General features: G+C 42.6%; 20 protein-coding genes and 2 pseudogenes. 17 read left to right on the forward strand and 5 right to left on the reverse strand.

Annotated elements, in window-relative coordinates; all coding sequences use genetic code 11:
- The 9 genes and pseudogenes from galK (at position 1) to V7K41_RS29045 (ending at position 6,527) form a co-directional block, all read left to right on the forward strand.
- Complete coding sequence (gene galK / locus V7K41_RS29005) at positions 1-1,104, forward strand: galactokinase (RefSeq protein WP_334853850.1); 1,104 nt, start codon at positions 1-3, stop codon at positions 1,102-1,104.
- Positions 1,094-1,300: a hypothetical protein gene (locus tag V7K41_RS29010; RefSeq protein WP_334853851.1), complete on the forward strand. Its 207-nt coding sequence runs from the start codon at positions 1,094-1,096 to the stop codon at positions 1,298-1,300. The genes galK and V7K41_RS29010 overlap by 11 nt, the downstream gene beginning before the upstream one ends.
- A gap of 766 nt (positions 1,301-2,066) precedes the next feature.
- Positions 2,067-3,278 (forward strand): efflux RND transporter periplasmic adaptor subunit, encoded by a 1,212-nt coding sequence (locus V7K41_RS29015; RefSeq protein ID WP_334853853.1) that lies wholly within the window; start codon positions 2,067-2,069, stop codon positions 3,276-3,278.
- Positions 3,278-3,337, forward strand: a pseudogene (locus V7K41_RS29020) (hypothetical protein); the annotation flags it as partial. The gene V7K41_RS29015 and the pseudogene V7K41_RS29020, both read left to right, overlap by 1 nt.
- Before the next feature lie 18 nt (positions 3,338-3,355).
- Positions 3,356-3,562 (forward strand): hypothetical protein, encoded by a 207-nt coding sequence (locus tag V7K41_RS29025; RefSeq protein WP_334853854.1) that lies wholly within the window; start codon positions 3,356-3,358, stop codon positions 3,560-3,562.
- A gap of 270 nt (positions 3,563-3,832) precedes the next feature.
- On the forward strand, positions 3,833-4,111 hold the full coding sequence (locus V7K41_RS29030) for a hypothetical protein (RefSeq protein ID WP_334853855.1): 279 nt from the start codon (positions 3,833-3,835) through the stop codon (positions 4,109-4,111).
- 10 nt (positions 4,112-4,121) lie between these two features.
- On the forward strand, positions 4,122-4,319 hold the full coding sequence (locus V7K41_RS29035; RefSeq protein ID WP_334853857.1) for a hypothetical protein: 198 nt from the start codon (positions 4,122-4,124) through the stop codon (positions 4,317-4,319).
- A 227-nt stretch (positions 4,320-4,546) separates the two neighbouring features.
- The gene (locus V7K41_RS29040; RefSeq protein WP_334853858.1) at positions 4,547-5,356 is read left to right on the forward strand and encodes a phytanoyl-CoA dioxygenase family protein; all 810 of its coding nucleotides are present in this window, start codon (positions 4,547-4,549) and stop codon (positions 5,354-5,356) included.
- A 154-nt stretch (positions 5,357-5,510) separates the two neighbouring features.
- A complete protein-coding gene (locus V7K41_RS29045; RefSeq protein WP_334853859.1) occupies positions 5,511-6,527 on the forward strand; it encodes a glycoside hydrolase family 43 protein in 1,017 nt (338 codons plus the stop codon).
- Here V7K41_RS29045 and V7K41_RS29050 read toward each other — a convergent pair.
- Entirely contained in the window at positions 6,521-7,003 is a 483-nt protein-coding gene (locus tag V7K41_RS29050) for a DUF4383 domain-containing protein (RefSeq protein ID WP_334853860.1), read from the reverse strand. The genes V7K41_RS29045 and V7K41_RS29050 overlap by 7 nt on opposite strands.
- A gap of 1,440 nt (positions 7,004-8,443) precedes the next feature.
- Between V7K41_RS29050 and glf the strand changes: the two genes are divergently transcribed.
- Complete coding sequence (glf, locus tag V7K41_RS29055) at positions 8,444-10,885, forward strand: UDP-galactopyranose mutase (protein WP_334853861.1); 2,442 nt, start codon at positions 8,444-8,446, stop codon at positions 10,883-10,885.
- 485 nt (positions 10,886-11,370) lie between these two features.
- Positions 11,371-13,578, forward strand: coding sequence for a family 1 glycosylhydrolase (locus tag V7K41_RS29060; RefSeq protein ID WP_334853862.1), 2,208 nt, complete (start codon positions 11,371-11,373; stop codon positions 13,576-13,578).
- Positions 13,579-13,609: 31 nt separating this feature from the next.
- Here V7K41_RS29060 and V7K41_RS29065 read toward each other — a convergent pair whose 3' ends face one another.
- The gene (locus V7K41_RS29065; RefSeq protein ID WP_334853864.1) at positions 13,610-13,846 is read right to left on the reverse strand and encodes a hypothetical protein; all 237 of its coding nucleotides are present in this window, start codon (positions 13,844-13,846) and stop codon (positions 13,610-13,612) included.
- Positions 13,847-14,222: 376 nt separating this feature from the next.
- Here V7K41_RS29065 and V7K41_RS29070 point away from each other — a divergent pair, with 376 nt between their 5' ends.
- Positions 14,223-14,477, forward strand: coding sequence for a hypothetical protein (locus V7K41_RS29070; protein WP_334853866.1), 255 nt, complete (start codon positions 14,223-14,225; stop codon positions 14,475-14,477).
- 131 nt (positions 14,478-14,608) lie between these two features.
- On the opposite strand, the gene V7K41_RS29075 is transcribed toward V7K41_RS29070, so the two are convergent.
- The gene (locus V7K41_RS29075) at positions 14,609-15,247 is read right to left on the reverse strand and encodes a histidine phosphatase family protein (protein ID WP_334853868.1); all 639 of its coding nucleotides are present in this window, start codon (positions 15,245-15,247) and stop codon (positions 14,609-14,611) included.
- Positions 15,248-15,647: 400 nt separating this feature from the next.
- Here V7K41_RS29075 and V7K41_RS29080 point away from each other — a divergent pair.
- The 5 genes and pseudogenes from V7K41_RS29080 to V7K41_RS29100 form a co-directional block, all read left to right on the forward strand.
- Positions 15,648-16,862 (forward strand): annotated as a pseudogene (locus V7K41_RS29080) (alpha/beta hydrolase family protein); the annotation flags it as partial.
- Positions 16,863-17,453: 591 nt separating this feature from the next.
- Positions 17,454-18,164 carry an alpha/beta hydrolase gene (locus V7K41_RS29085; RefSeq protein WP_334853870.1) on the forward strand — a complete coding sequence of 237 codons (711 nt, stop codon included), beginning with the start codon at positions 17,454-17,456 and terminating at the stop codon, positions 18,162-18,164.
- 377 nt (positions 18,165-18,541) lie between these two features.
- Positions 18,542-19,033, forward strand: a complete 492-nt coding sequence (locus V7K41_RS29090) for a hypothetical protein (protein WP_334853872.1) — start codon at positions 18,542-18,544, stop codon at positions 19,031-19,033.
- A gap of 136 nt (positions 19,034-19,169) precedes the next feature.
- Positions 19,170-19,409, forward strand: a complete 240-nt coding sequence (locus V7K41_RS29095) for a hypothetical protein (RefSeq protein ID WP_334853874.1) — start codon at positions 19,170-19,172, stop codon at positions 19,407-19,409.
- A 144-nt stretch (positions 19,410-19,553) separates the two neighbouring features.
- A complete protein-coding gene (locus V7K41_RS29100; protein WP_334853875.1) occupies positions 19,554-20,372 on the forward strand; it encodes an SDR family NAD(P)-dependent oxidoreductase in 819 nt (272 codons plus the stop codon).
- Between the two features lie 270 nt (positions 20,373-20,642).
- Here the strand turns inward: V7K41_RS29100 and V7K41_RS29105 are convergent, their stop codons facing one another.
- The gene (locus V7K41_RS29105; protein WP_334853877.1) at positions 20,643-21,308 is read right to left on the reverse strand and encodes a nitroreductase family protein; all 666 of its coding nucleotides are present in this window, start codon (positions 21,306-21,308) and stop codon (positions 20,643-20,645) included.
- A 145-nt stretch (positions 21,309-21,453) separates the two neighbouring features.
- The gene (locus V7K41_RS29110; RefSeq protein WP_334853964.1) at positions 21,454-22,566 is read right to left on the reverse strand and encodes an alkene reductase; all 1,113 of its coding nucleotides are present in this window, start codon (positions 22,564-22,566) and stop codon (positions 21,454-21,456) included.
- Between the last annotated feature and the right edge of the window lie 63 nt (positions 22,567-22,629).

Below are 22,629 nucleotides of genomic sequence, written 5' to 3' on the forward strand. Positions count from 1 at the left end.
ATGGATTTTCAACAATTATTCGGAAAACCACCTGAAACTCAAGCAAGTGCGCCTGGAAGAGTAAATTTACTAGGCGAACATACCGACTATAACGATGGCTTCGTTCTGCCAACTGCGATTCCTCAATGCACAACGGTACAGCTGGGTTTTAGTAGCGATGCCGGCGGCGGGCTACGCCTACGCCAACATCACTTTTACTCGGAAAATTTCAACGAGCAAGTGAGTATTTTAGATACCAATCATACCCCGTCTGGATTCGCCAGTTATATTTTTGGCTGCATTGAGGTTTTGCAAAAAGCAGGATACACAATACCATCACTTTCTGTGTACGTCAGATCATCGGTTCCTATGGGTTCGGGTTTATCTAGCAGCGCGGCTTTAGAAGTGGCAACCCTGCGGGCAGTACGCCAACTTCTGAACCTTGCCATTGATGATGTTGAAATTGCCCAATTTGCCCAGCAAGCAGAAATTCATTATGCTGGCGTGCAGTGCGGCATCATGGATCAGATGGCTTCTAGCTTGGCTGATACTGAACATATCTTGTTTTTAGATACTCGGACTTTAGAACGCCGCGTGATGCCTTTGCCTGAGAAAGCGGAGATTTTGGTTATTGATAGCGGTGTACCCCGTACCCTTGCAAGTAGTGGTTATAACCAGCGTCGGGCTGAGTGTGAGGAGGCGGCGCGATCGCTAGGAGTTAAGGCACTGCGAGATATTACTGATGCCGAAGTAACAGAAACACTACCCGAACCTCTACGGCGGCGTGCCCGTCATGTGGTTACAGAAGATAACCGCGTCTTAGAAGTATTGCAGGGAGTATCATCTGAACGCTTTGGCGAATTGATGAATGCATCCCACGCTAGTTTGAGAGACGATTATGAAGTGTCCGTACCTGCACTGGATACTTTAGTAGAACTGCTGCAAAAAACTCCGGGAGTGTATGGTGCAAGACTTACGGGGGCAGGTTTTGGTGGTGCTTGTGTAGCTTTGGTTAAATCAGGCCAGAGCAAAGATATTGCAACTCATGTTCTTGAACAATACAAGCAAGCAGGTTACACCGGACAAATTTTGGTTCCTTCTTTGGAGTTAAGTGATGCAGCCTAAAGTTGTTTATGGAAACGCAGCCGTTGAAGGTGTAAATCATTGGGGATGGTTCATGGGTCACTTTATCACCCCTGAAGACGATCCGCGTTCCACGGAAATGCTAGAAGTAAAATGGGCTGTTCACAAAGCAGGTGAAAGTAGAACTGATTGGGCAGTAAATAACCAAGCTGCGACGCTTTCAATTTTCATTCACTGACAATTTCGCCTGCAATTTGAAGATAGAGAAATTTTATTATCTCGTGGTGATTATGTTCTTTGGTGTGCAGGTGTATCCCATTGGTGGGTTGCTAAGTCCGACTGCACTATTTTGACTGTCAGATGGTCTTCAAAGCCGGGTGATAGTATTGCATTGCCTGGAGTGTCAAAGAGTTAGTTTGCTAAGTAATTGAGCATAATTAATTTTAATTAGGTTCGATGCTCCCTCATTTGTCAGGACTACTTTGCTTCTTAACATCAGATTTAAGATACAAAGTCAGGGACTTGAGTAGATTGGCTTAAATAATTATCGTTGCGATCGGTCAGAAGCATAAGAAAAAATAGTTTGAGCCTTGTTTACTTTTGTTTACACAAGTTGCTTTTATTATGCCGATTTACTTATCATTTTCAAAAATCTTTGATATCTACCCTACAAACTTAATTATCTCTATCTTTGGTATTTTTTTAATCCGTCGAACTCACGTAGTATGAATCCAGAGATTTTTTGGAGATGAGTTTGTTTGACGTAAAGCCGTGATTCTGATGAAAGCATCTAGTGCGATCGACAAAATATCTAGACATATAGATAGAAAATTTATTGTGGCAAAGGTAGAGTCATTAGGCTTTCTTAATCCCTTCGATTGAGACGTAAAAATTATACAGTGTATAGATTTAACTAATCAGCATTTTGTTTCATGCTAAAACCTGATTATCTACTTAAATACTTAAGCCTATTACTCGCAAATCCAGTATTAGTTATCGTACTAATGCTTACGACCTTGACGAGTGGTTGTCAAAAAAACGATCCGGCAGCAAATGCTCAAAGTCCGCCACTATTACCAGTGAAACTTCAGCAAATTGGCACAGGCACAATTGAAGAAAGTTCCGAGTTTGTCGGCTCGTTGGAGGCGCAACAAAAAGTCACACTACAACCACAAATTCAAGGTCGAATCGAATCAATTCTCGTTTCGAGTGGTCAGCGAGTGCAGCAGGGTACGCCGATCGCATCTTTGAGTTTAGATCAGGCTCAAGCCAATGTCACCAGTTCGATCGCGGCTGCTAGTTCGGTGCAAGCAGCATTGGGTACTGCTCAAGCAGAGCAACAACAAGCCGAAGCCCAACGCACCAAAGCAGCTGCAAATGTTCAACTGCAACGGACACAATTCAATCGTACCCAACAGTTAGTCACCGAAGGAGCCGTAGCTAGGCAAGAGTCAGACATTGCTAGAAATAATTTACAAACTGCGATCGCAGACCTGCAAACAGCCGAAAAGCAAGTCGCAGCAGCTAGGGCAGCCGTCCGCCAAGCACAGGCAAATATCCGCCAAGCTCAAGCAAGCACAGCTGCGGCGCGAGTCAGCCTCAATTTCAAGCAAGTGGTAGCACCCATTACTGGCGTAGTCGGTGAATTTCCGGTCAAGGTTGGAGATTATGTCAACATCGGACAAACAATCACCACCCTCACACAAAACGATTCACTGGATCTCAATCTTTCTATACCCTCAAATCGATTGCGTCAATTACGAACGAACTTACCCGTTCAGTTAATCGATCCCACCACCCAGCAATTGATTGGCGTTTTTACACAGTTTACTGCTAGTACACCACAGTTTCAAATTGATTTTGATCGCACTCGTTTAGAAGCACTCAACATCGATTTTCAACAAGCTGTCACCACACTTGGAACTGCAATTGGCTCCCAGTATGTTAACGATTTTACCTTGGGACAGCGTAGCTACCGCGTATATGTTCAAGCAGATGCCAACTATCGGCGATCGCCTGATGATATTCGGCGGCTTTATGTGCGCTCGGCAAATAACCAAATGGTGCCATTGAGTGAGGTTGCAAAAATTACACCCACTACAGGGCCATCTGTGATTTCTCATTACAACGGCTTCCGTGCGATCGATTTACAAGGTAGAGAAGCGTCGGGCTACAGTAGTGGACGCGCCTCCTTGCTGGGATTTTTCCCCTCGTAATCGCCACCGGAGCCGGTTCTGCGTCGCGTTGGTCTTTAGGAACAGCCTTATTTGGCGGGTTACTCGTAGCAACCATTTTGAGTTTGTTGATTGTTCCAGTGCTGTACGTAATCATCAAGAATTTGGAAGAACGCTTCTTGAAGAAAAAACCTGTTAATCGCTCCCAACCGCCATCCCCAGATGGAAATCAAGATGGACAATCAAGAGCGAACGCTCATCAACATTCATCTGTAATTGTCAGACAAAATGTTGATGATAACAGATCCAATGATTCGAGTCATTGAAAAAAGGAATAGAGAGTTAGGGATTGACAAAAAATAAATTATCCCAAATTATTTGTACATTGTAGGAATGCAAGACCTTGCGCCCCTACGTTCGAGGAGCGTCCCGCAGGGATGCAATGTTTTTTGCTGGAAGTCCCTCATCCTCCTTGTCTTTCCCTTCTATCTTCTATTACAAGAGATAAAGATTAAGTTCTAACTTTGAGAGGCGCTGAGAAAATGTAGAGTATCTCCTGAGAATTTAGCAAAGTTATAAGTATTGGAGCGAGGCAAATGAACGCTAAATTAATCGCTTTTTCTGCCTTGGTGACAGCATTTGTAGGTGCAGGAATTGGTTTTATTACTGCTAATTTACTCCCTTGCCCTTACACAAGTCAAATGTATAAAGATTTAGAGCAAAAATATGCGATCGTTGGTGCAATTGCTGGCTTTGTGATTGGTTATAGTCAAGAAATGATTCGAGAACTCAAGCAAGAGCGGGATGCAGAAGAAGAATTACTGCGGGATTTGAACAAAGCTATTCACTCAAGTACAGATCAAAAAAATTTATGACAACAGTTTTTTGACAAGGACTAACAGCTATAGCAAAAATTCCGATCGCGTTTCTGGAAAACTGCAAGGCAAAACCGCCATCCTCACGATTGGTAACTCTAGAATTGGGCGGACAGTCGCACTTGCCTTTACCCGTGAAGCTGCCGATGTGCTGAGGTATGCAGGTGTGTCCATTGCTGGTTTGCTGAGTCTGACTGCACTATTTTGACTGTCAGATGGCCTTCAAACCAGGCGATAGTGCTGCATTGCCTGGAGTGTCAAAGAGTTTAGTTTGTTAAGTAATTCGTCATAATTAATTTTAATCAATTGTTACAGAGAATTAGTATCAGCCACTAATTTTAAAAATAGTGCGCTACTATCGACAAGCAATTAAAAAATCCCCTAGAAGTCTGATATTAATACGACTCTAGTTCTAAGTTGGAGAGGATAAAAAAGATGGTTCAAAGTATAGGCGGTATAGCGAAATATTCAGCTACCGACCTAGACCGATTTGCTCAAGAACTAAATAAAGACGGAATTTGTGTCATTCCTGGTGTTTTTGAGCAAAAATTAATTGACGAGTGGACACAAGCTTTTGAAAAATTATTTCACGAGCGTCAGAATCAACCAGGTGGGTTGGCTCCTCGTGAAATTTCCCGCTACTATCTAACCTTGCCTTGGATTTATCCATTCGCTAATGAATTAGTTTTTGCCAACCCAGTGATTATGGGTGTCCTAGAGCGCGTATTTTTCCAAGAATACGTGATGGTTCAGTTAGGGGTTGATGTCCCATTCCAGGGTTCAGATTATCAGGAAATTCATCGAGATTTTCGCCCATTGTTTAGCGATCGCATAGTTACACCACTTTACGCCCTAGCAGTCAACTTTCCCCTTGTGGAAGTAACCGCAGAAAACGGGCCGTTTCAAATGGCGCGTGGAACCCATGTTATACCGCGTGAAGAGGGATTAAATAAGGTTGCTAGTGGTGAAATTCCGATCGAATCTTTTTATATGCAGCCTGGTGACGTGATGGTGCGATCGCCTTTAGCACTGCATCGGGGTTCCCCAAATCGGACAAACCAGCCAAGACCGATGGTAGTCATGGGCTATGCCATGCATTGGTTGCACACACCAAAGGTAGATTTGACTCTCCCACAAGACTATTATGAAAGCCTTCCAGAAAAGCTAAAGCAGATGCTACGGTGTCAGCTAGTAGAAAGCTTACCTAAGAATAAAGTCGAAACTTACGTGAATTTCAAATACTAGTAGTTTTTCAAGGCAACAATGCTTGGTAAATAAGTTTGTAGTCAGGACTTTAATCCTTGATTTAAGCGTTAAAGCCCTCACTACAAACCCAGCAAACTTAACTTGACGGACTACTAGTGGAAGAAGGATTTTTGTCATTCCATAGATAATTAAGATGCAAACCTATACTAATCCAGTCTACAAAGGTTATTTTGCCGATCCCTTTGTTTGGCAACATGAAGGGGTATATTATGCGATCGGTACTGGCGCAGCAGAAGCAGAAGGAACGGTAGATGAAATAGCGGATGCACCAAATATTAACGCCAATAACAAATCGCGTGTCTTTCCTCTGTTACGCTCTTTCGATTTTGTGAATTGGGATTTTGTTGGTAACGCGCTACAACGGCCAGATCGAGCCCTTGGCGATAATTTTTGGGCCCCCGAAGTTGCTTACTGCGATCGCCAGTTTTATCTCTACTATTCTGTGGGACATGAAGACAAGAATCATCAGTTACGTGTGGCTACAAGCGATACTCCCTTAGGCCCTTATCAAGATGTTGGTGAACCACTTGTAGATCCAAAATCTTGTCCTTTTGCGATCGATCCGCACCCATTCTGTGATGATGATGGACAGTGGTATTTGTTTTACGCCCGTGACTTTCTAGATACATCGGATGGAGTACGTGCTGGTACAGCGTTGTTTGTAGAGAAACTCCAAACCATGACTAAGCTTGCTGGTGAAGGGAAAGTGGTTTTACGGGCGCGATCCGATTGGCAACGGTTTTTAGCCAACCGTTTGATGTACGGTGAAATCTATGATTGGCATACTTTAGAAGGCCCCTGCGTTCGTAAGCATGAAGGTAAATACTACTGCTTTTATAGTGGTGGACGCTGGGAAACTGAGAACTACGGTGTAGATTATGGCGTTGCTGACAACGTGATGGGGCCTTACTCTGATGCAGGTAATGAAACCGGGCCACGGGTGCTAAAGTCTGTTCCTAATTTTGTTAGAGGGCCAGGACATAACTCTATCGTTATTGGGCCAGATGGTAAGACTGAGTATGTTGTCTACCATGCTTGGACGGAAAACATGGAGAAGCGGCAAATTTGCTTAGATATGCTGATCTGGAAACCAGAAGGGCCATCTTGCAATGGCCCTACCTGGACACCGCAGACTATCAGTAACTATTGAAGATTTTGCGATACATTAACACCGCTCACTTTGGCTGGTATAACAACACTGTAGTAGCCAGCTGCGATCGCTGCTAATGCATTCAGCAAAACATTAGCGCCGAACAATGGCATTAAGCCGAAAAATGTCTTACCAAAAGGCAACAATCCAACGATCGCCAACAAAGCATAAGAAACTGCAAAACCACGATTGAATAGACGCGCAGTGGTAGTATTGTTGTAAGAAGTAATTCCTAACAATCCTACGGCGGAACGTACAATGTTATGCAAAAAGTTGGTGGGAATTGCACCAAAGATATAACCAAAGCCCGCAGAATAAGCACCAGCAGATTCATCAAGTGGAACAAAAGATTCACTCGTTCCTGGTAATGAAACCAAAGCTGGTATAAATCCAGCTAAACCTAAAAGTAAATAAATGATTCCGATAGCCAAAGCAATGTAACGCTCGATCATTTTTGCCTGGTTAATGTTTTCCATTTTTTTCTTGGTAAGTGTGTAGATGTTTACGAAATAGTAACCGCTAGCTGATACGGAACTTAGGTGCTGATAAAACACTTGTATTCATTACTCGCAATTCCTCAGACTAATGGAGTGATAATTAAGGTTGTAGCTAATATGGAGCTTGCAATTATCTGTCACAGGTTTCAATGTATTGTCTGTCAGTAGTTTTAAGATTGAGTTTGAGTTTTTACATCTAAAGTCAGAATTTTAATTAGAAAAAATGACTTCATTAAGAAGTGAACAATTCCTAAATCCAGAAAATTTCCACTTTTTAAGGCTAGCTACCACTACAAAGCAACATTAGGACTTTTAAACATCAATGCTGACATTTACTGGACTACCTATTTTATTTGAGAAATATTGAGAGAAAAGCGATCGCTTCACGGATTTGCATCATTAGAAGCGATCGCGTGAGGTTTATGAATTGAATTACGAGCAATTGTACACACAGTCAAAAAACGTTTAACCTAACCAAGGCTGAGAGAATATATATATCATCAGGGTGAAATTTATAATACTTATTTCCAAGAACCAACAGTAAAAGAAATTACTTCATTTACTAGGGTTTATCAAATAATGGTTACAACAATGTGTATTCAAGGTAACAAAATAATATTCTTTTAATGCTTAAAAAATAGCCAATTTATATATAGCGGTTCCCATTCAGATGCGGTACAAGATTAATCGCGAAGTGTAAGGGCACGGCACTGCCCATACGTGTCAACTTCAGCCGAAAACTATATCAGACAGGCGTTTTGTAAATCCCTCACGCCCTCATCCCCTAACCCCTTCTCCCAAGGGAGAAGGGGAATTGAATGTCTAGCTCCCCTCTCTCTTGGGAGAGAGGCTGGGGGTGAGGGCAAAATGTCTTCACCAAGCGGGTTTAGCGTTAAGTTAACACCAATGGGCACTGCCGTGCCCCTACGGGTGTACCTCACTCAACCGAGAACCGCTATATACTATTAGGGTAAAATATTTAATATGAATAACAAAGCAAGTTAATAAATAACCTGAATTTATTAACTTTAATATTAGAGATGATTATTTTAATGATGTTGTGTACGAAACCGAACAAACAAAGATAAGTATATTTGCATAGGTTTATAAATAAAAATACGTTACATAAATTAATGCTTAGTTTTATATTTTAGATATTGATAATTTAAATATATAGTGCTTAGGACTTAAGAAAGTAATTTTATTAATTTTATATTTATTTGGGTAGATGAAAAAATTAGATATAAAACAGTATTTTATGATTAATGCAACCAAGTATTGATTATACTGATTTGAGATTGAAAAACAGCAAAATATGTTGCAAGCTTTTGCCTAAAAGCTAGCTTGGTGCTGCCTTACAAAGAAAGTGTATTAGCGTTTGGCTAGTCAGAATTAATAATTTAAATAATGAGACGAACTATGACAAGTGAAAAATCTCAAGTCAAAAACAACAGTGTCAGCAATATTATTTCGCCGAAGCAGCAGCGTAAAACAAAGCGATCGCAGCTGGTTGAAACGCAATCATCGAGTCCGTCACTGTTGAATTTAACTTCGTCTAATAAAAAAGTTCAATCAACAGAAACTTTTAAAGACACACCTGATATAGTTTGCTTATCTCATTTACGTTGGAATTTCGTCTATCAAAGACCACAACATCTTCTTAGTCGCTGCGCTCAAGGAAAGCGAGTGTTTTTTATTGAAGAGGCAGTTTTCTCTGAAGAACCCTTGGCAAGGTTAGATGTAAACGAAGATTCTAATGGAGTAGTTGTGGTCGTGCCACACCTACCCCAAGGTTTAAGTGAAGAAGCAATAAACGCAGAGTTACAAGTACTAATTAATAGTTTGTTTGCAGAACATAACATCAACAAATACATTTGTTGGTATTACACACCAATGGCGATCGCGTTTACCCGCCACTTACAACCCCAAGCCGTGGTGTACGATTGCATGGATGAATTGTCTGCATTCCAGGGAGCATCACCCACTTTAAAGAATTACGAAGCCGAACTATTTCGCCGTGCAGACTTAGTATTTACAGGGGGACAAAGCCTTTACGAAAGTAAAGTGAACCAGCACCCCAACGTTTATGCCTTTCCCAGCAGTGTAGATGTCTCCCACTTTGGTCAGGCGAGAAATCTTCAAGAATCAGAAGATCAAGCTCATATTCCCCATCCTCGCCTTGGATTCTTTGGTGTAATTGATGAACGGATGGATATTGAACTGCTTGCAGGTATTGCCGAAGCACGTCCCGACTGGCATTTAGTAATTATTGGGCCAGTTGTCAAAATCGATCTAGCAACTCTGCCACAGCATGAAAATATCCATTATCTCGGTGGCAGAAATTATAAACAACTACCTGCTTATTTAGCAGGCTGGGACTTAGCGATGTTGCCGTTTGCGCGTAACGAGTCAACACGCTTTATTAGCCCCACCAAAACTCCAGAATATCTTGCCGCAGGTAGACCTGTAGTATCTACCTCAATTCGAGATATAGTGCGTCCTTACGGAGAGTCTAAACTGGTGCGAATTGCAGACACAGTTTCTGAGTTCGTCACCGCCGCAGAACTTGCAATGCAAGAAGACACCCCAGCCTCAGAATGGTTGAGTCGAGTAGATGTCTTTTTAGAAAAGATTTCTTGGGATCGTACTTGGGCATCAATGATGAAGCTGATTGACTCTGCGATTGCAGCCCGTGATGGTGAAGACAAAGCTAACTCCACAGGTGCGGTTGGTAAACAAGCACCAAATATCATTACCAGAGATTTTGTCTTCGATTACTTGGTTGTCGGTGCTGGTTTTTCTGGTAGCGTCATTGCTGAACGTTTGGCAACTGAGTCTGGTAAAAAAGTGCTGGTTGTAGATAAGCGCAACCACATCGGTGGCAATGCCTACGATCGTTATGACGATCATGGCGTTCTCGTACACAAATATGGCCCCCACATTTTTCACACTAACTCCCGCGAAGTTTTTGAATACCTCTCGCGGTTTACTAAGTGGCGGTCTTACGAGCATCGCGTTCTTGCAAGTGTAGACGGGCAACTTGTTCCTATTCCGATCAACCTCAACACCATCAACAAGCTGTATGGCATGAATCTCAATTCATTTGAGGTGAAGGAATTTTACGAATCACTTGCTGAACCAATGGAATACATCCGCACTAGTGAAGATGTAGTGGTAAGCAAAGTTGGTCGAGAACTGTATGAAAAGTTTTTCCGAAATTATACGCGCAAGCAATGGGGACTTGACCCTTCAGAACTTGATAAATCAGTAATTGCCAGAATTCCCACACGGACTAATCGTGACGATCGCTATTTTACCGATACTTACCAAGCAATGCCACTGCACGGCTTTACCCGAATGTTCGAGAATATGCTTAATCATCCGAACATCAAGGTAATGCTTAACACAGATTATCAGGAAATTCAAAAGGCGATACCTTGCCGCGAGATGGTTTACTCCGGGCCTGTTGACGAATACTTTGATTATCGCTACGGCAAACTACCCTATCGCTCGCTTGATTTCAAGCATGAGACGCACAACACCAGTGTGTTTCAAGCAGCACCAGTCATCAACTATCCCAATGAACAGCTTTATACTCGTGTGACAGAGTTTAAATACTTAACTGGTCAGGAACACTCTAAAACTAGTATTGTTTATGAGTTTCCCAAAGCTGAAGGAGACCCTTATTATCCTGTACCGCGTTCTGAAAATCAGGAAATTTACAAGAAATATAAGGTGCTGGCTGATGAAACTCCAGGGATCTATTTTGTAGGACGATTAGCAACCTACAAGTACTACAACATGGATCAATGTGTTGCTCAGGCTCTGTCTGTGTACAAACAAATTGCGGTCAAGGCTTAAATAATTCGTAATTCACGCCGGGTGCAACTTTCTTTCAAACCTAACCCCCAGCCCCTTCCCTTGTAGGGAAGGGGAGCAAGAATCAAAGCCTCTCTTCCTGTGGGGACTACGGTGTACACACATCTCTGTACCAAGCCAAAATCGTGTAGATCCTCCTAAATCCCCCTTTTTAAGGGGGACTTTGAGAGGTTTTTGCCCCCCTTTTTAAGGCAGGTTGGGGGGATCAAAAAGCTGTGGGGCAACTCTAGAAGACTTGTGTGTACACCGTAGCCCCCACAGGGAGAGAGGTTTGGAGAGGGGTTCTAAGAATAAGTTGCACATCGCGTTAATTCGTAATTTGTAATTAGGGCTGCTCTGTATTTAGTAGGGTGCTCATGTCTGTAACGCAGTGAAAATCTAGGATGGTGCGTTAGCCTCTGGCATAACACACCCTACAAAACTCGAAAATAACCCATCAAATAAAATATCAGCTTGAGTTGTAAATTATGGCTTCTGCTTTCAACTCGACACTCAACATTAACAAAGCACAACTCCCTCTAGAAGTTTGGGCTGGTGTAGAGTGTACGGTTAATCGTGTGGGTGAAGAGTATTTTGATCAGTTAGAACGCAATGGTCATGCAACCCGCTTGGATGACCTAGATTTATTCGCTGAACTTGGCATACACGCCATCCGTTATCCAGTGCTTTGGGAAAGGATAGCGCCGAATGGTTTAGAGAATGCTGATTGGTCGTGGGCGGATGAACGGTTGGGGCGTTTGCGCGAACTCGGCATCTGTCCGATTGTAGGATTAGTGCATCATGGCAGTGGCCCGCGTGATACCAGCTTGGTAGATCCAGAATTTCCTAAAAAACTAGCGGTGTTTGCTCGTGCGGTTGCAGAACGCTATCCTTGGGTTACACATTACACACCCATCAACGAGCCACTGACAACAGCACGATTTAGTGGGATGTACGGTCACTGGTATCCTCACGGAAAGGACGATTTAACTTTCGCCCATGCTTTGTTAGGAGAGTGTAAAGCGATCGCTCTTTCGATGCAAACAATCCGGGAAGTCAACCCCAATGCCCAACTCGTACAAACTGAGGATTTGGGTAAGATTTACAGTACACCAAAACTGGCTTATCAAGCAGAATTTGAAAACGAACGTCGCTGGTTGAGTTTTGATTTATTATGCGGTCGAATCAACCCAACTCATTCTATCTGGGGTTACTTGCGCGACTGTGGTGTAAGTGAGTCTGAACTTGAAGAATTTTTACAATATATCTGTCCACCTGACATTATTGGCATTAACCATTACCTGACGAGCGATCGCTTCTTAGATGAAAACCTAGAAAACTATCCAGCTTGGACGCATGGTGATAATGGTCGGGACAAGTATGCAGATGTAGAGGCAGTGCGAGTTTGTGCTGAGGGTTTAGCAGGGCCGCGGACATTGCTCAAAGAAACATGGGAACGCTATAAACTGCCCCTTGCTGTCACTGAAGTTCACCTGAGTTGTACCCGTGAGGAGCAGCTACGCTGGTTCAATGAAGTGTGGAATGCAGCGCAAGAATTACGAAACCAAGGTGCAGATGTTCGTGCTGTAACTGCTTGGTCACTTCTCGGCAGCTACGATTGGAATAGTTTAGTGACTCGCTCCGCAGGATACTACGAACCAGGCGTATTCGATTTGCGTTCTCCACGTCCCAGACAAACAGCGATCGCTAAAATGGTGCGAGATTTAGCCACTGGACATAAACCCAATCATCCATTACTTGATACACCAGGATGGTGGCATCGACAAGAGCGCCTATTATACCCAGCCGTCAGTTGTCGCGTATCTTCCCCATCTCCCCCGCTTTCCTCCCCTGCTGCCAATCGTCCCCTGGCGATCGTTGGAGCCACAGGAACTCTAGGCAAGGCTTTTGCTCGATTGTGTCAAGTGCGAGGAATTTCATATTGCCTGTTAAGACGACAAGATATGGACATTGCCAATCCTGCTTCCGTCAATAAAGTACTTGCCGAGTTGCAACCGTGGGCGGTTGTGAACGCTGCGGGATATGTGCGGGTGGACGATGCCGAACACGAACCCGATATTTGTTTAAAGGTAAACGCTGAAGGGGCAGCGATTTTAGCTGCTGCTTGCGCTCAACATAAGGTGGCGCTGGTAACTTTCTCTTCAGATTTGGTATTCGATGGTGCTGAGTCTAATCCTTATGTCGAAACTGATACCGTTGCGCCCCTCAATATATATGGATGCAGCAAAGTTTTGGCAGAAAAGCTAGTATTACAGGCTCATCCGGCATCGTTAGTGATTCGCACCAGCGCATTTTTCGGCCCGTGGGATGATTATAACTTTGTCACGATCGCTCTACGGCAATTAGCTGCTGGTAATACTTTTGTCGCAGCAGAAGATGCGATCGTTTCACCTACTTATGTACCCGATCTTGTCCATGCCAGCCTTGATTTATTGATTGATGGCGAGAACGGTTTATGGCACTTGGCTAACAAAAGTGCTGTTGCTTGGGCTGACTTGGCACGACTAGCGGCGAAAAAAGCAGGTGTAAGTGTCAACAGTCTAATTGCTCGTCCGACACAAGAACTTGGTTTAATTGCTCCCCGCCCAGCTTACAGTGTTCTTGGTAGTAATCGAGGTGAATTAATGCCACACCTTGACAGTGCAATTTCCCGGTACTTGGAAGAAAGAAGTTAGTAACCCAAGTTGCTGGTTATCATAAGTATTGTTACTGATTAACTCTTAATGGTTCTTCACGAATAGTTGATGACATTAGTGGCGGGCGCAAGCAAAGATAAGCAAGAGAACCGAGTAAGGGAACAAACACCACTGCTAAAAATACCTCGGCATTAGGGAAACGGCGACGAGCCATATCATCACCAATAACAGTAGGAAATAAAAGATAAAATAGGCAAAATGCCAAGCTCATGCCATCGCGTAGCGTAACGCACCAAAGCCTTCGCATGGTGCGTTAGCCAGAGGCATAACGCACCCTACATATACAGCAGTTTTCGTTTGGATGAAGTACAAAGTCACTAGTTTTGAGGCAGGAGGCAGGAGGGAGAAGAATAATTTAATTTTTGAGTCCTCGGTTTTGTACCTCACGCTTGTTGCAAACTGCTGTATTTCAAAAATCAAATATGAGTCCTATAGAAGTTTTATGAAGCAGCTAGGATTTAACTAATTGATAGTTAAATCCTGGCTGCATTGTAAATTATGAATCCTCTGCTAGTTGTCGCTCAATGGGTAGAGCTTCTACAGGTGAAAAAGGTAACATAGTTGCTCAAGTACAATTTATTACCAATCACGTTTGAAAATAGATCGCCCCCACCTCCCCCACCATGACTGAAACCGACGATTTGGGGGGCTACGCTTACGCTCCCCATTCAAAGAGGAAAACGAGAGAGCGATTACAGATTTACTATGTGATTTCTAGTACATTCCTAGCCAGTTGTGGCGTTCACGCAGCGTCTCGTAGAGAAGCGATGACCGAGGGCTGTGGGTTTGCTGCTAAGTTCTTCTACAGCGTTGGGTCAACAACTGGCGGTAGCTGTTCTGTTGATATCTCATTTAAACGGCAATTCAAAGACAAGTGATGCCAAATTGCCAAAACCTTTGAACTTCGACTTTTACAAGCGAACGCGAGTAGCGTCTCGTAGAGAGGAAACCCTAAGCGATCGCCCAGCCCACCCAATCTTGACTCACAGAACTAATTGAAAAATGCCTATTATGTTCCCGGACGAGAGCGAATACGATCGGGTATATGATGGCGATCGCCTAATATTTCTAATAAGGGGCCATTAACGTCAAATTTAACCATACTTACCGACGCGACCAAAATATTCACCCGATAGCGATAGCGTCCCAAATCAATTCCCAGTAAACTGCAAATCAGAATCCGAATCGTGGCTTTATGGGAAACTACTAAAACATTACCTTGAAGATGTTTTTCTTGAATTTCAGCAATCACAGGCATAGAACGGTTAGCAATATCTACCGCAGTTTCTCCACCTAGTGGCGCATTCCAAGCGGGTTCTGTCAACCATTTTACATAGTTTTCTGCATAATTCTCTTTGACAAACGATTTACTCAAAGTTTCCCAAGAGCCGTAACTACCTTCTCTAAGTCCGTCACGCAACTGCATATCCATACCAATAGCATCACAAAATGGCTTGGCAGTTGCAATTGTGCGCTTCATCGGGCTAACATAAACAGCCTCCCACAACAAGCTTTGATAAACATCGGCAAAACTCTCTGCCATCTGCATCCCCTCTGTTGTCAACTCCGCATCAGTTTCACCGCAGAAATTACCACTTTGACTAAAAGTAGTTTCTCCATGTCGCAGTAAATATAAATTGAGTGTCATAGCTTGTATCGCGATTGGGATAAAGGAGTTTGTGCAAACATAAAATACCATCAATCTCACAATTGAGTCTGTGACATCAGGACAAAGTAATCAACCAAAAAAGTCAATCAACCACAAACTTTTGTCAACGAGATCAAAAGTAGCGGTAAGAGCTAAGTAGGTGGGCGTAAATAATTATCGTTAGGATAAGGCAGTTCTTGCTGGGAGCAGGGGGAAAAAGGGTTTGAGCCTTATTTACTTTTCTTCACACAGTTCGGTTTTATTCTGCCCACTTACTTAGTACTCTAGTTTGAGCCGGGATACGGATACCGTTGGCAAATCCCCCAAACAGCTAAACTGAACTGATTGAGAGCTTTCTGAGCAATTTTATACCCAGATGTAACATTCCCCAACTTCAGTTCTTACCCTTTTAAATGTCTTAAATAAATTTCCTAGTAGTGCAATTTCAATTAATTTAAGTCAGAGTTTAGAAATTGTAAATGCATTACAGAACTTAGCCAATCAAACCCAAGATGCAGTAGCACTTATTAACCAGCAATCGCAACCAAAAATAAGCACGGCTTCTACACTTAATACGGTTCCATCGATAGACTTAGTAAAAAGCGGAAGTTTTCGTTTTTCTAAGCAAACTATCATTCTCAATGACTTCACGCGTAACAGAACTTTTCCAGCCGATATTTACCTTCCCATTGCTAAAACTCCTCGTTCTATAATTATCATTTCGCATGGACTGGGTTCTGACAGAACAAGTTTTGCATATCTAGCTGAACATCTTGCTTCTTATGGTTTTGTAGTTGCTGTTCCAGAGCATCCTGGCAGTAATTCAAAACAACTAGAAGCGTTATTAGCAGGTACAGTTGATAAAGTTACCGATCCTAGAGAACTTATTGATAGACCTTTGGATATAAAATACTTATTAGATGAACTTACTCGTTTATCAAAGTCTAACCCAACATTTAGAGGGCGTTTAAATTTAGAACAAGTTGGTGTAGTAGGACAATCATTTGGTGGATATACAGCATTAGCATTGGCAGGCGCAAAGATTAATTTTGAACAACTACAAGCCAATTGTCCATCTTTTGAAGATACATTAAATATTTCGCTATTACTTCAATGTTTGGCTATCAATTTACCAAATCGTAGCTATAACTTATCCGATCCAAGGATAAAAGCAGTAATTGCAATTAATCCAGTTGATAGTAGTATTTTTGGTCAAGCTAGCCTCAGCCAAATAAAAATTCCGGTGATGATTGTATCTGGCAGCGCTGATACTGTTAGTCCTGCTTTACCAGAGCAAATTCAGCCTTTTATTTGGTTAACAACTCAAAATAAATATTTAGCACTTATCAATGGCGGCACACACTTTTCTACTATTGCAGAATCTCCGAATGCAGTTGTGCCTGTTCCTACACAAGTAATTGGTTCTAGTCCAGCTTTGGCACGTCGTTATGTTAAAGCTTTGAGTGTTCCTTTTTTTGAAAGTTATATCGCCGGAGAGCCAAGTTACCTTTCCTATTTGAGTGCAGATTATGTTAATAACATTAGTCAGCAACCACTACCGTTAAGTTTAATTAATTCTTTGACAGAGGAACAACTAAAACAATCGTTTCAATGAACTTATAAAAAGTAGTCAGAATTCAGAATTCAGAATTCAGAATCCTCTACCTATAAAGGGATAGCTTTTAATAAGGAATAGTGTTTACACTTTATTTCGCCCACGATGGGCAAGGTTTTAACCCAATATTTATCCGCCTCTGGCTCCGCTCCTGACTCTTGAATTCTATTTTATAAAAGTTTTGGTATTCTGTAGGGGCAATTCACGAATTGCCCCTACATTATGTATTTGATTAATAAGTCCTAAAAATTTTAAAATCAAACTATTTTAGCTATCACTTTAGATGTATAAAACTAAATTTAATGCTGAAACTTCTGATAGATAAGAAAATACTTTTTTTGAGTTAAAACCTTAGATATCTCAGTACTAACAAAATTATAAGAATTGACTGCAATGGAAAATATCAACGCAGCTAAAGTCGCGGGTGTTAATGTATCGGAAAACGTTTAACCTCTTCTTGTATCCAATCAGGTTTGCTGTGAATCCTCCTGACTGGAAACGACGGCAAGTACTCCGGTTCGGGCTATCAGTGATGATTTTCCCCTCGCTGCCTCTAAACTATCCAATTGCCAAAAGCGGAACTTATTAGTCATGGAAACTTCAAAGCAGGTTGATTCTAAAGCGACTCAAGGACAGTTGTTGTCTCGTCCAAATCACCCCACAACAACCGCTTTAACTGGGTTACACCCACTAGGGCTAGATGGGCAGCGAAATGGTTTTGTCTATGTACCTGAAACCTATCGGGCAGATCGGCCTGCTCCGCTGGTGTTGATATTGCATGGAGCAGGGGGCAATGCAGAGGGAGCGCTAAAAATCCTCTATCATCTGGCAATTCGCTTTGGGACAATTCTGTTGGCAGTAGATTCACGCCAAAAAACTTGGGACATTCTTCGGGGTGGCTATGGTCCTGATATTGCCTTTATCGAGCGGGCATTAGCACAAACTTTCAGTCATTACGCGATCGCTCCGAACCAGGTAGCGATCGCTGGTTTCTCGGATGGTGCTTCCTACGCCCTTTCGGTTGGCATTACCAATGGCGACCTGTTTAATCACATTATTGCCTTTTCACCCGGATTCATGCCTCCTGCTAGACAATCCGGGAAACCGCGTATATTCATCTCTCATGGAAAGTCGGATAAAGTGTTGCCGATTGAACGGTGCAGCCACCGAATTGTGCCGCAGTTAAAACAAGCAGGCTATGACGTAGAGTACCGCGAGTTCAACGGGTTCCATACAGTTCCGACTGCGATCGCTCAAGCAGCTATGGAGTGGTTTACTCAACCAACACCTGTTAACAATTAAATAGGACTTACGCACAGGTAACGGAAAACGAACCACAGAGGACGCAGAGGTCACGGAGAAATGAGAGTTTGAAAGGGTTTTTGCGTAAGTCCTATTAAAAATTAAAAACTATCCGAACAGACGGGGATTTAAAACCCGACTGAAATCGATAGCAGAGTGTCAGCGAGTCTACGTTTGATGTTGCTTCTCTAGAAAAAGGGGCGGCTGTATTTACTAATGCTGGCTGCATAGACTGTCATAGTGGACGCTACTTTACTAATCATGATGTCATTGCTCAAAACGAGATTGGAACTCAACTATCACGCGCCTCTACATTAGCGCCATTCGCTAAGAACTTCACTACACCCCAAACCTACCCCAACAGTATCTCTGTTCCCTTGCCGTCTAATCCTCCAGTGTTAGAAGTTCCTACAAATATTACGCCACAACAAGCACAACAGTTAGCTTTTGGGATGAACAACCCAGCCGGTGGTTATAAAGTAACAAGCTTGATTGGGTTGTATCTAACTGCGCCTTATTTACATGATGGTGGCGTGGCTGCTAGTGCTTCAGCATTAAAGCAAAATCAACAGGACGGACAATTTGTGGTGGCAAATCCTGAGCAACTTGGTATGGCTGGGACATTAATGCAAAATATTTTACCCGATCCAGAAGCAAGTTTACGATTGCTAGTCGATCGTAAACTTCGTGAGGCAATGGTTGCAGCTAACCAAGCTAATCCAGATTTGCAAAAATCGAATGTAGACGGCAGAGGACACGCTTATTGGGTAGATGCAAAAGCTGGCTTTACCACTCAAGAACAGACAGATTTAATTCAATTCCTCCTGAGTTTGGACGATCAGCCAGAAATTCTTCCCAGTTCACGTTAGGGACTTCCATATAAAAATATCCCAAAACTGAAGCAAAAATCCTCTCAAATTCTCCTCTCTCTGTGTTCTCTGCGTCTGGAGTGGTTAGTTTATTGAGATAATTTATTCCTTGGAAATCCCTTAACTAAAAACAGACATGGAAAGAAAAATTCAAGATTCAGATGGAATTACATGGACTTGTATTCAAGCATTTTCCGGTCTTTCTGATATCTCAAAAGCTCAAGATGCAGCTGAGGTTGAAGGAGAACCGAATACTTACTGGGTTGTCTGCACTCCTAGTGGCGGCGCACAGTCTGTACGGCTGAAGTTAAAAGGCAAATGGGAAGAAGAATACTCTGATGAAGCGTTACTCAAGGAAATTAAAACGCAGCAATAATTGGCGTTGTTGATTAAAAAGGGGGAATAAGCTTTTTAAAGTCCTCCTTCTTAAGGAGGATTTAGGAGGATCTAACCTTTTGGATACCTCAAGTAGCATTTTTAAAACAACCTCTAAGATTCGCAATAGAAAGCAACTAAAATTATGACAAATACAGTAACTATTACAGGCGCATCTCAAGGAATTGGCAAAGCTACAGCATTATTATTTGCCCGTCACAACTATAATATTGTGTTGGCAGCTCGTCAAATGGACCGTTTAGAAGCTACTACCGCACAGATACGGGAACTTGGCCGAGAAGCGATCGCTATTTCTTGCGATGTGAAAGATCCTTTACAAGTAAACAACCTGATTCAAAAGGCAATAAATTATTTTGGTAACATAGACGTATTAATTAATAATGCAGGTATTTTTTGCTTAGGTCCCGTCGAGGATTTTAGCTTAGATGATTGGCATCAGATAATTGATACCAATTTGTGGGGCTATATCCATACTATTAATGCCATCCTGCCCCATTTTTTAGAACGTGGCAAAGGAACAATCGTTAATGTTAGTTCTATTGGTGGTATAGAACCGATTCCTTACCAAATTCCTTACACAACCAGTAAATACGCCATAACTGGGTTGACAAAATCGCTACACGCAGAGTTATCGCCTAAAGGCATTCACGTTAGTGGAATTTATCCCAGTTTTATCAGTACTCAACTTATGGAACGGGCAATTTTTCGTGGGAAAAATGAGGAAACTGCTCAGGCGCGTTCTGAGTTGGTAGATAAAGCAATTCAAACTCCTGTACTAGAAAAGCCTGAAGATGTAGCAAAATCAATTTGGGAAGCAGTAAAGGATCGACGTTCGGATGTCATGGTAGGCACAACTAACCTTTGGAAAGCAGTTTATCACTTGTCTCCTGGTTTGATGCAGTCAGTTTTCCGGCGTGTCTTCGGTATGGAAGAACGACGTTAGTTCTTCTCTTGAGGATTGGCTGAAAAGTCCGCAATATATATCATGTCCGCTTGATTACTGATAATAAAATCTATCGATGTAGATTGGGTTGTAAGTAGGTTGGCGTAAAAATTTGTCGTTGGGATAAGGCAGGGGGCAGGGGGCAGGGGGCAGGGGGCAGGGGGCAGGAGATAAAAGGGTTTTAGCCTATATGTCCCCCCTCTTCCTTGTCTACCTTGTCTCTTCTCAATGCCCTGTTTGGCCAATGTCCCATTCCCAATTTAGAGAGAACTACCCTGCATAAGGATTACCAATTCTGTCTACAGAGACATTGGAGGAAAATGGCAAACGACCTGGATTTAAGCGTGGTTCGGCTGCATAGCCAACAGGAACTAAAACAGCGATCGCTAAATCTGGATTATCCCCAGCCCCAATCACTTCTTTTACCTTGTCTTCAAGCCAACCATTCATAAAACAGGTAGATAAACCCAGACTTTCAGCTGCTAATACTAAATGGGTAGCAGCGATAATCGCATCTTTGATCGCATACTCCCGTTGTTTGTCTCCTAGCGTCTCTTGAAATTGCGGAATAGCAGTTTTAAAATAATTAGCTGTGCTTTCATTCCATGCCCCACTTGCAAGAGCCTGTTCAATTATCGGGTTCAAGTTTTTTTCAGATGCACTCGCATCGGCAGCAAAAACAAAGGTAACTGGTGCTTGGACAATTTGCTGTTGATTCCAAGCTGCTGCTGATAAGGCTGTCTTTTGTGCCTCATCTTGCACGAGAATAATTTGCCAGTCCTGAATATTAAAGCTGCTGGGTGCTGCTACGGTTAACTCTACCAATTGCTTGAGCAGTTCTGGGGCGATGGGGTCTGTTTGAAAAGTTTTGATAGAACGACGTTTAGCGATCGCACTGGGTACATCTAAAGGTTGGGTTTGGATGATGGAACTCATGAGATTCTCCTGATAGTTGGATTATGACCAAATAATTCGTAGTTAGCATACAAGCGAATTGATTTATTCATGAAACAAAAACAAAAATTATTTCTTATTTCCGAACAAACAACTTGTCTACAATACCGCAAGGGACAATTACGAATTACGCATTAGCTACTGGCTCGTTAGCAGGCGACCAAAATGGATAGTCTGTATATCCTTTTTCACCGCCACCATAAAAGCTTGCTTGATTTGGTTGATTTAATGGTGCATTCAAAGCCAAGCGTCGCGGTAAGTCGGGATTTGATATAAATAATGTGCCAAAGGCAACTAAATTTGCTGCTTTATTTGCCAGTACTGCATCGCCTTTTTCACGAGTATAACCGCCATTGACGATGAGAGTACCTGTAAAGCGATCGCGGATATGACTAGTGGGTACAATTATCCCGCCATGTCTGATATCTGCCTCTGTGGCCTCAAAAATATGCAGATATGCCAAATTAAATCGGTTCAACGCTTGAGCTGCATAACCGAATGTCTCTAGAGGATTCGAGTCACCTATATCGTTATAAGACCCGCTGGGAGATAAACGTACCCCTACTCGGTTAGAATCCCACACACTCGTTACCGCCTCTGTCAACTCTAACAGGAATCGGGCACGATTTTCAATGTCACCTCCATATTTATCTGTACGTTGATTGGTGCGATCGCGGAGAAACTGATCTATCAAATAACCATTAGCTCCGTGAATTTCCACCCCATCAAACCCAGCCGCTAGGGCATTTGCCGCTCCCTGACGGTACTGTTCCACTATCTGCGGTATTTCCGAAGTTTCTAAAGCACGGGGAGTTACAAAGGGTTTTGGCCCTTCATAAGTTGTAGCATCACCTTTAGGAGCAATCGCAGAAGGTGCCACAGGTAAAACTCCATTCGGTTGTAAGTCAGGGTGAGAAATCCTGCCTACGTGCCATAGTTGCAGAAAAATTCGCCCTCCGTGCTGATGCACAGCATCGGTTACTAACTTCCATCCCTCCACTTGTTCTGGTGAATGAATTCCTGGTGTAGCAGGATAGCCCTGTCCTTCAGGAGTTACCTGTGTTGCTTCGGAAATAATCAGTCCGGCGGAAGCACGTTGGGCATAGTAAGTAGCATTCAGCTGGTGTGGTACGTTTCCCTGACTTGCCCTGTTTCGGGTTAAGGGTGCCATTACTATCCGGTTAGGTAGTTTTAGATTCCCTAATTGGTAAGGAGAGAATAAGTTGAGATCAGTAGTCATTGGTTTTATCTCCAAATTAGTCATTGGTCATTGGTCATTGGTCATTGGTCATTGGTCATTAGT

The organism is Nostoc sp. (assembly GCF_036917415.1).
Classification (GTDB): Bacteria; Cyanobacteriota; Cyanobacteriia; order Cyanobacteriales; family Nostocaceae; genus Nostoc.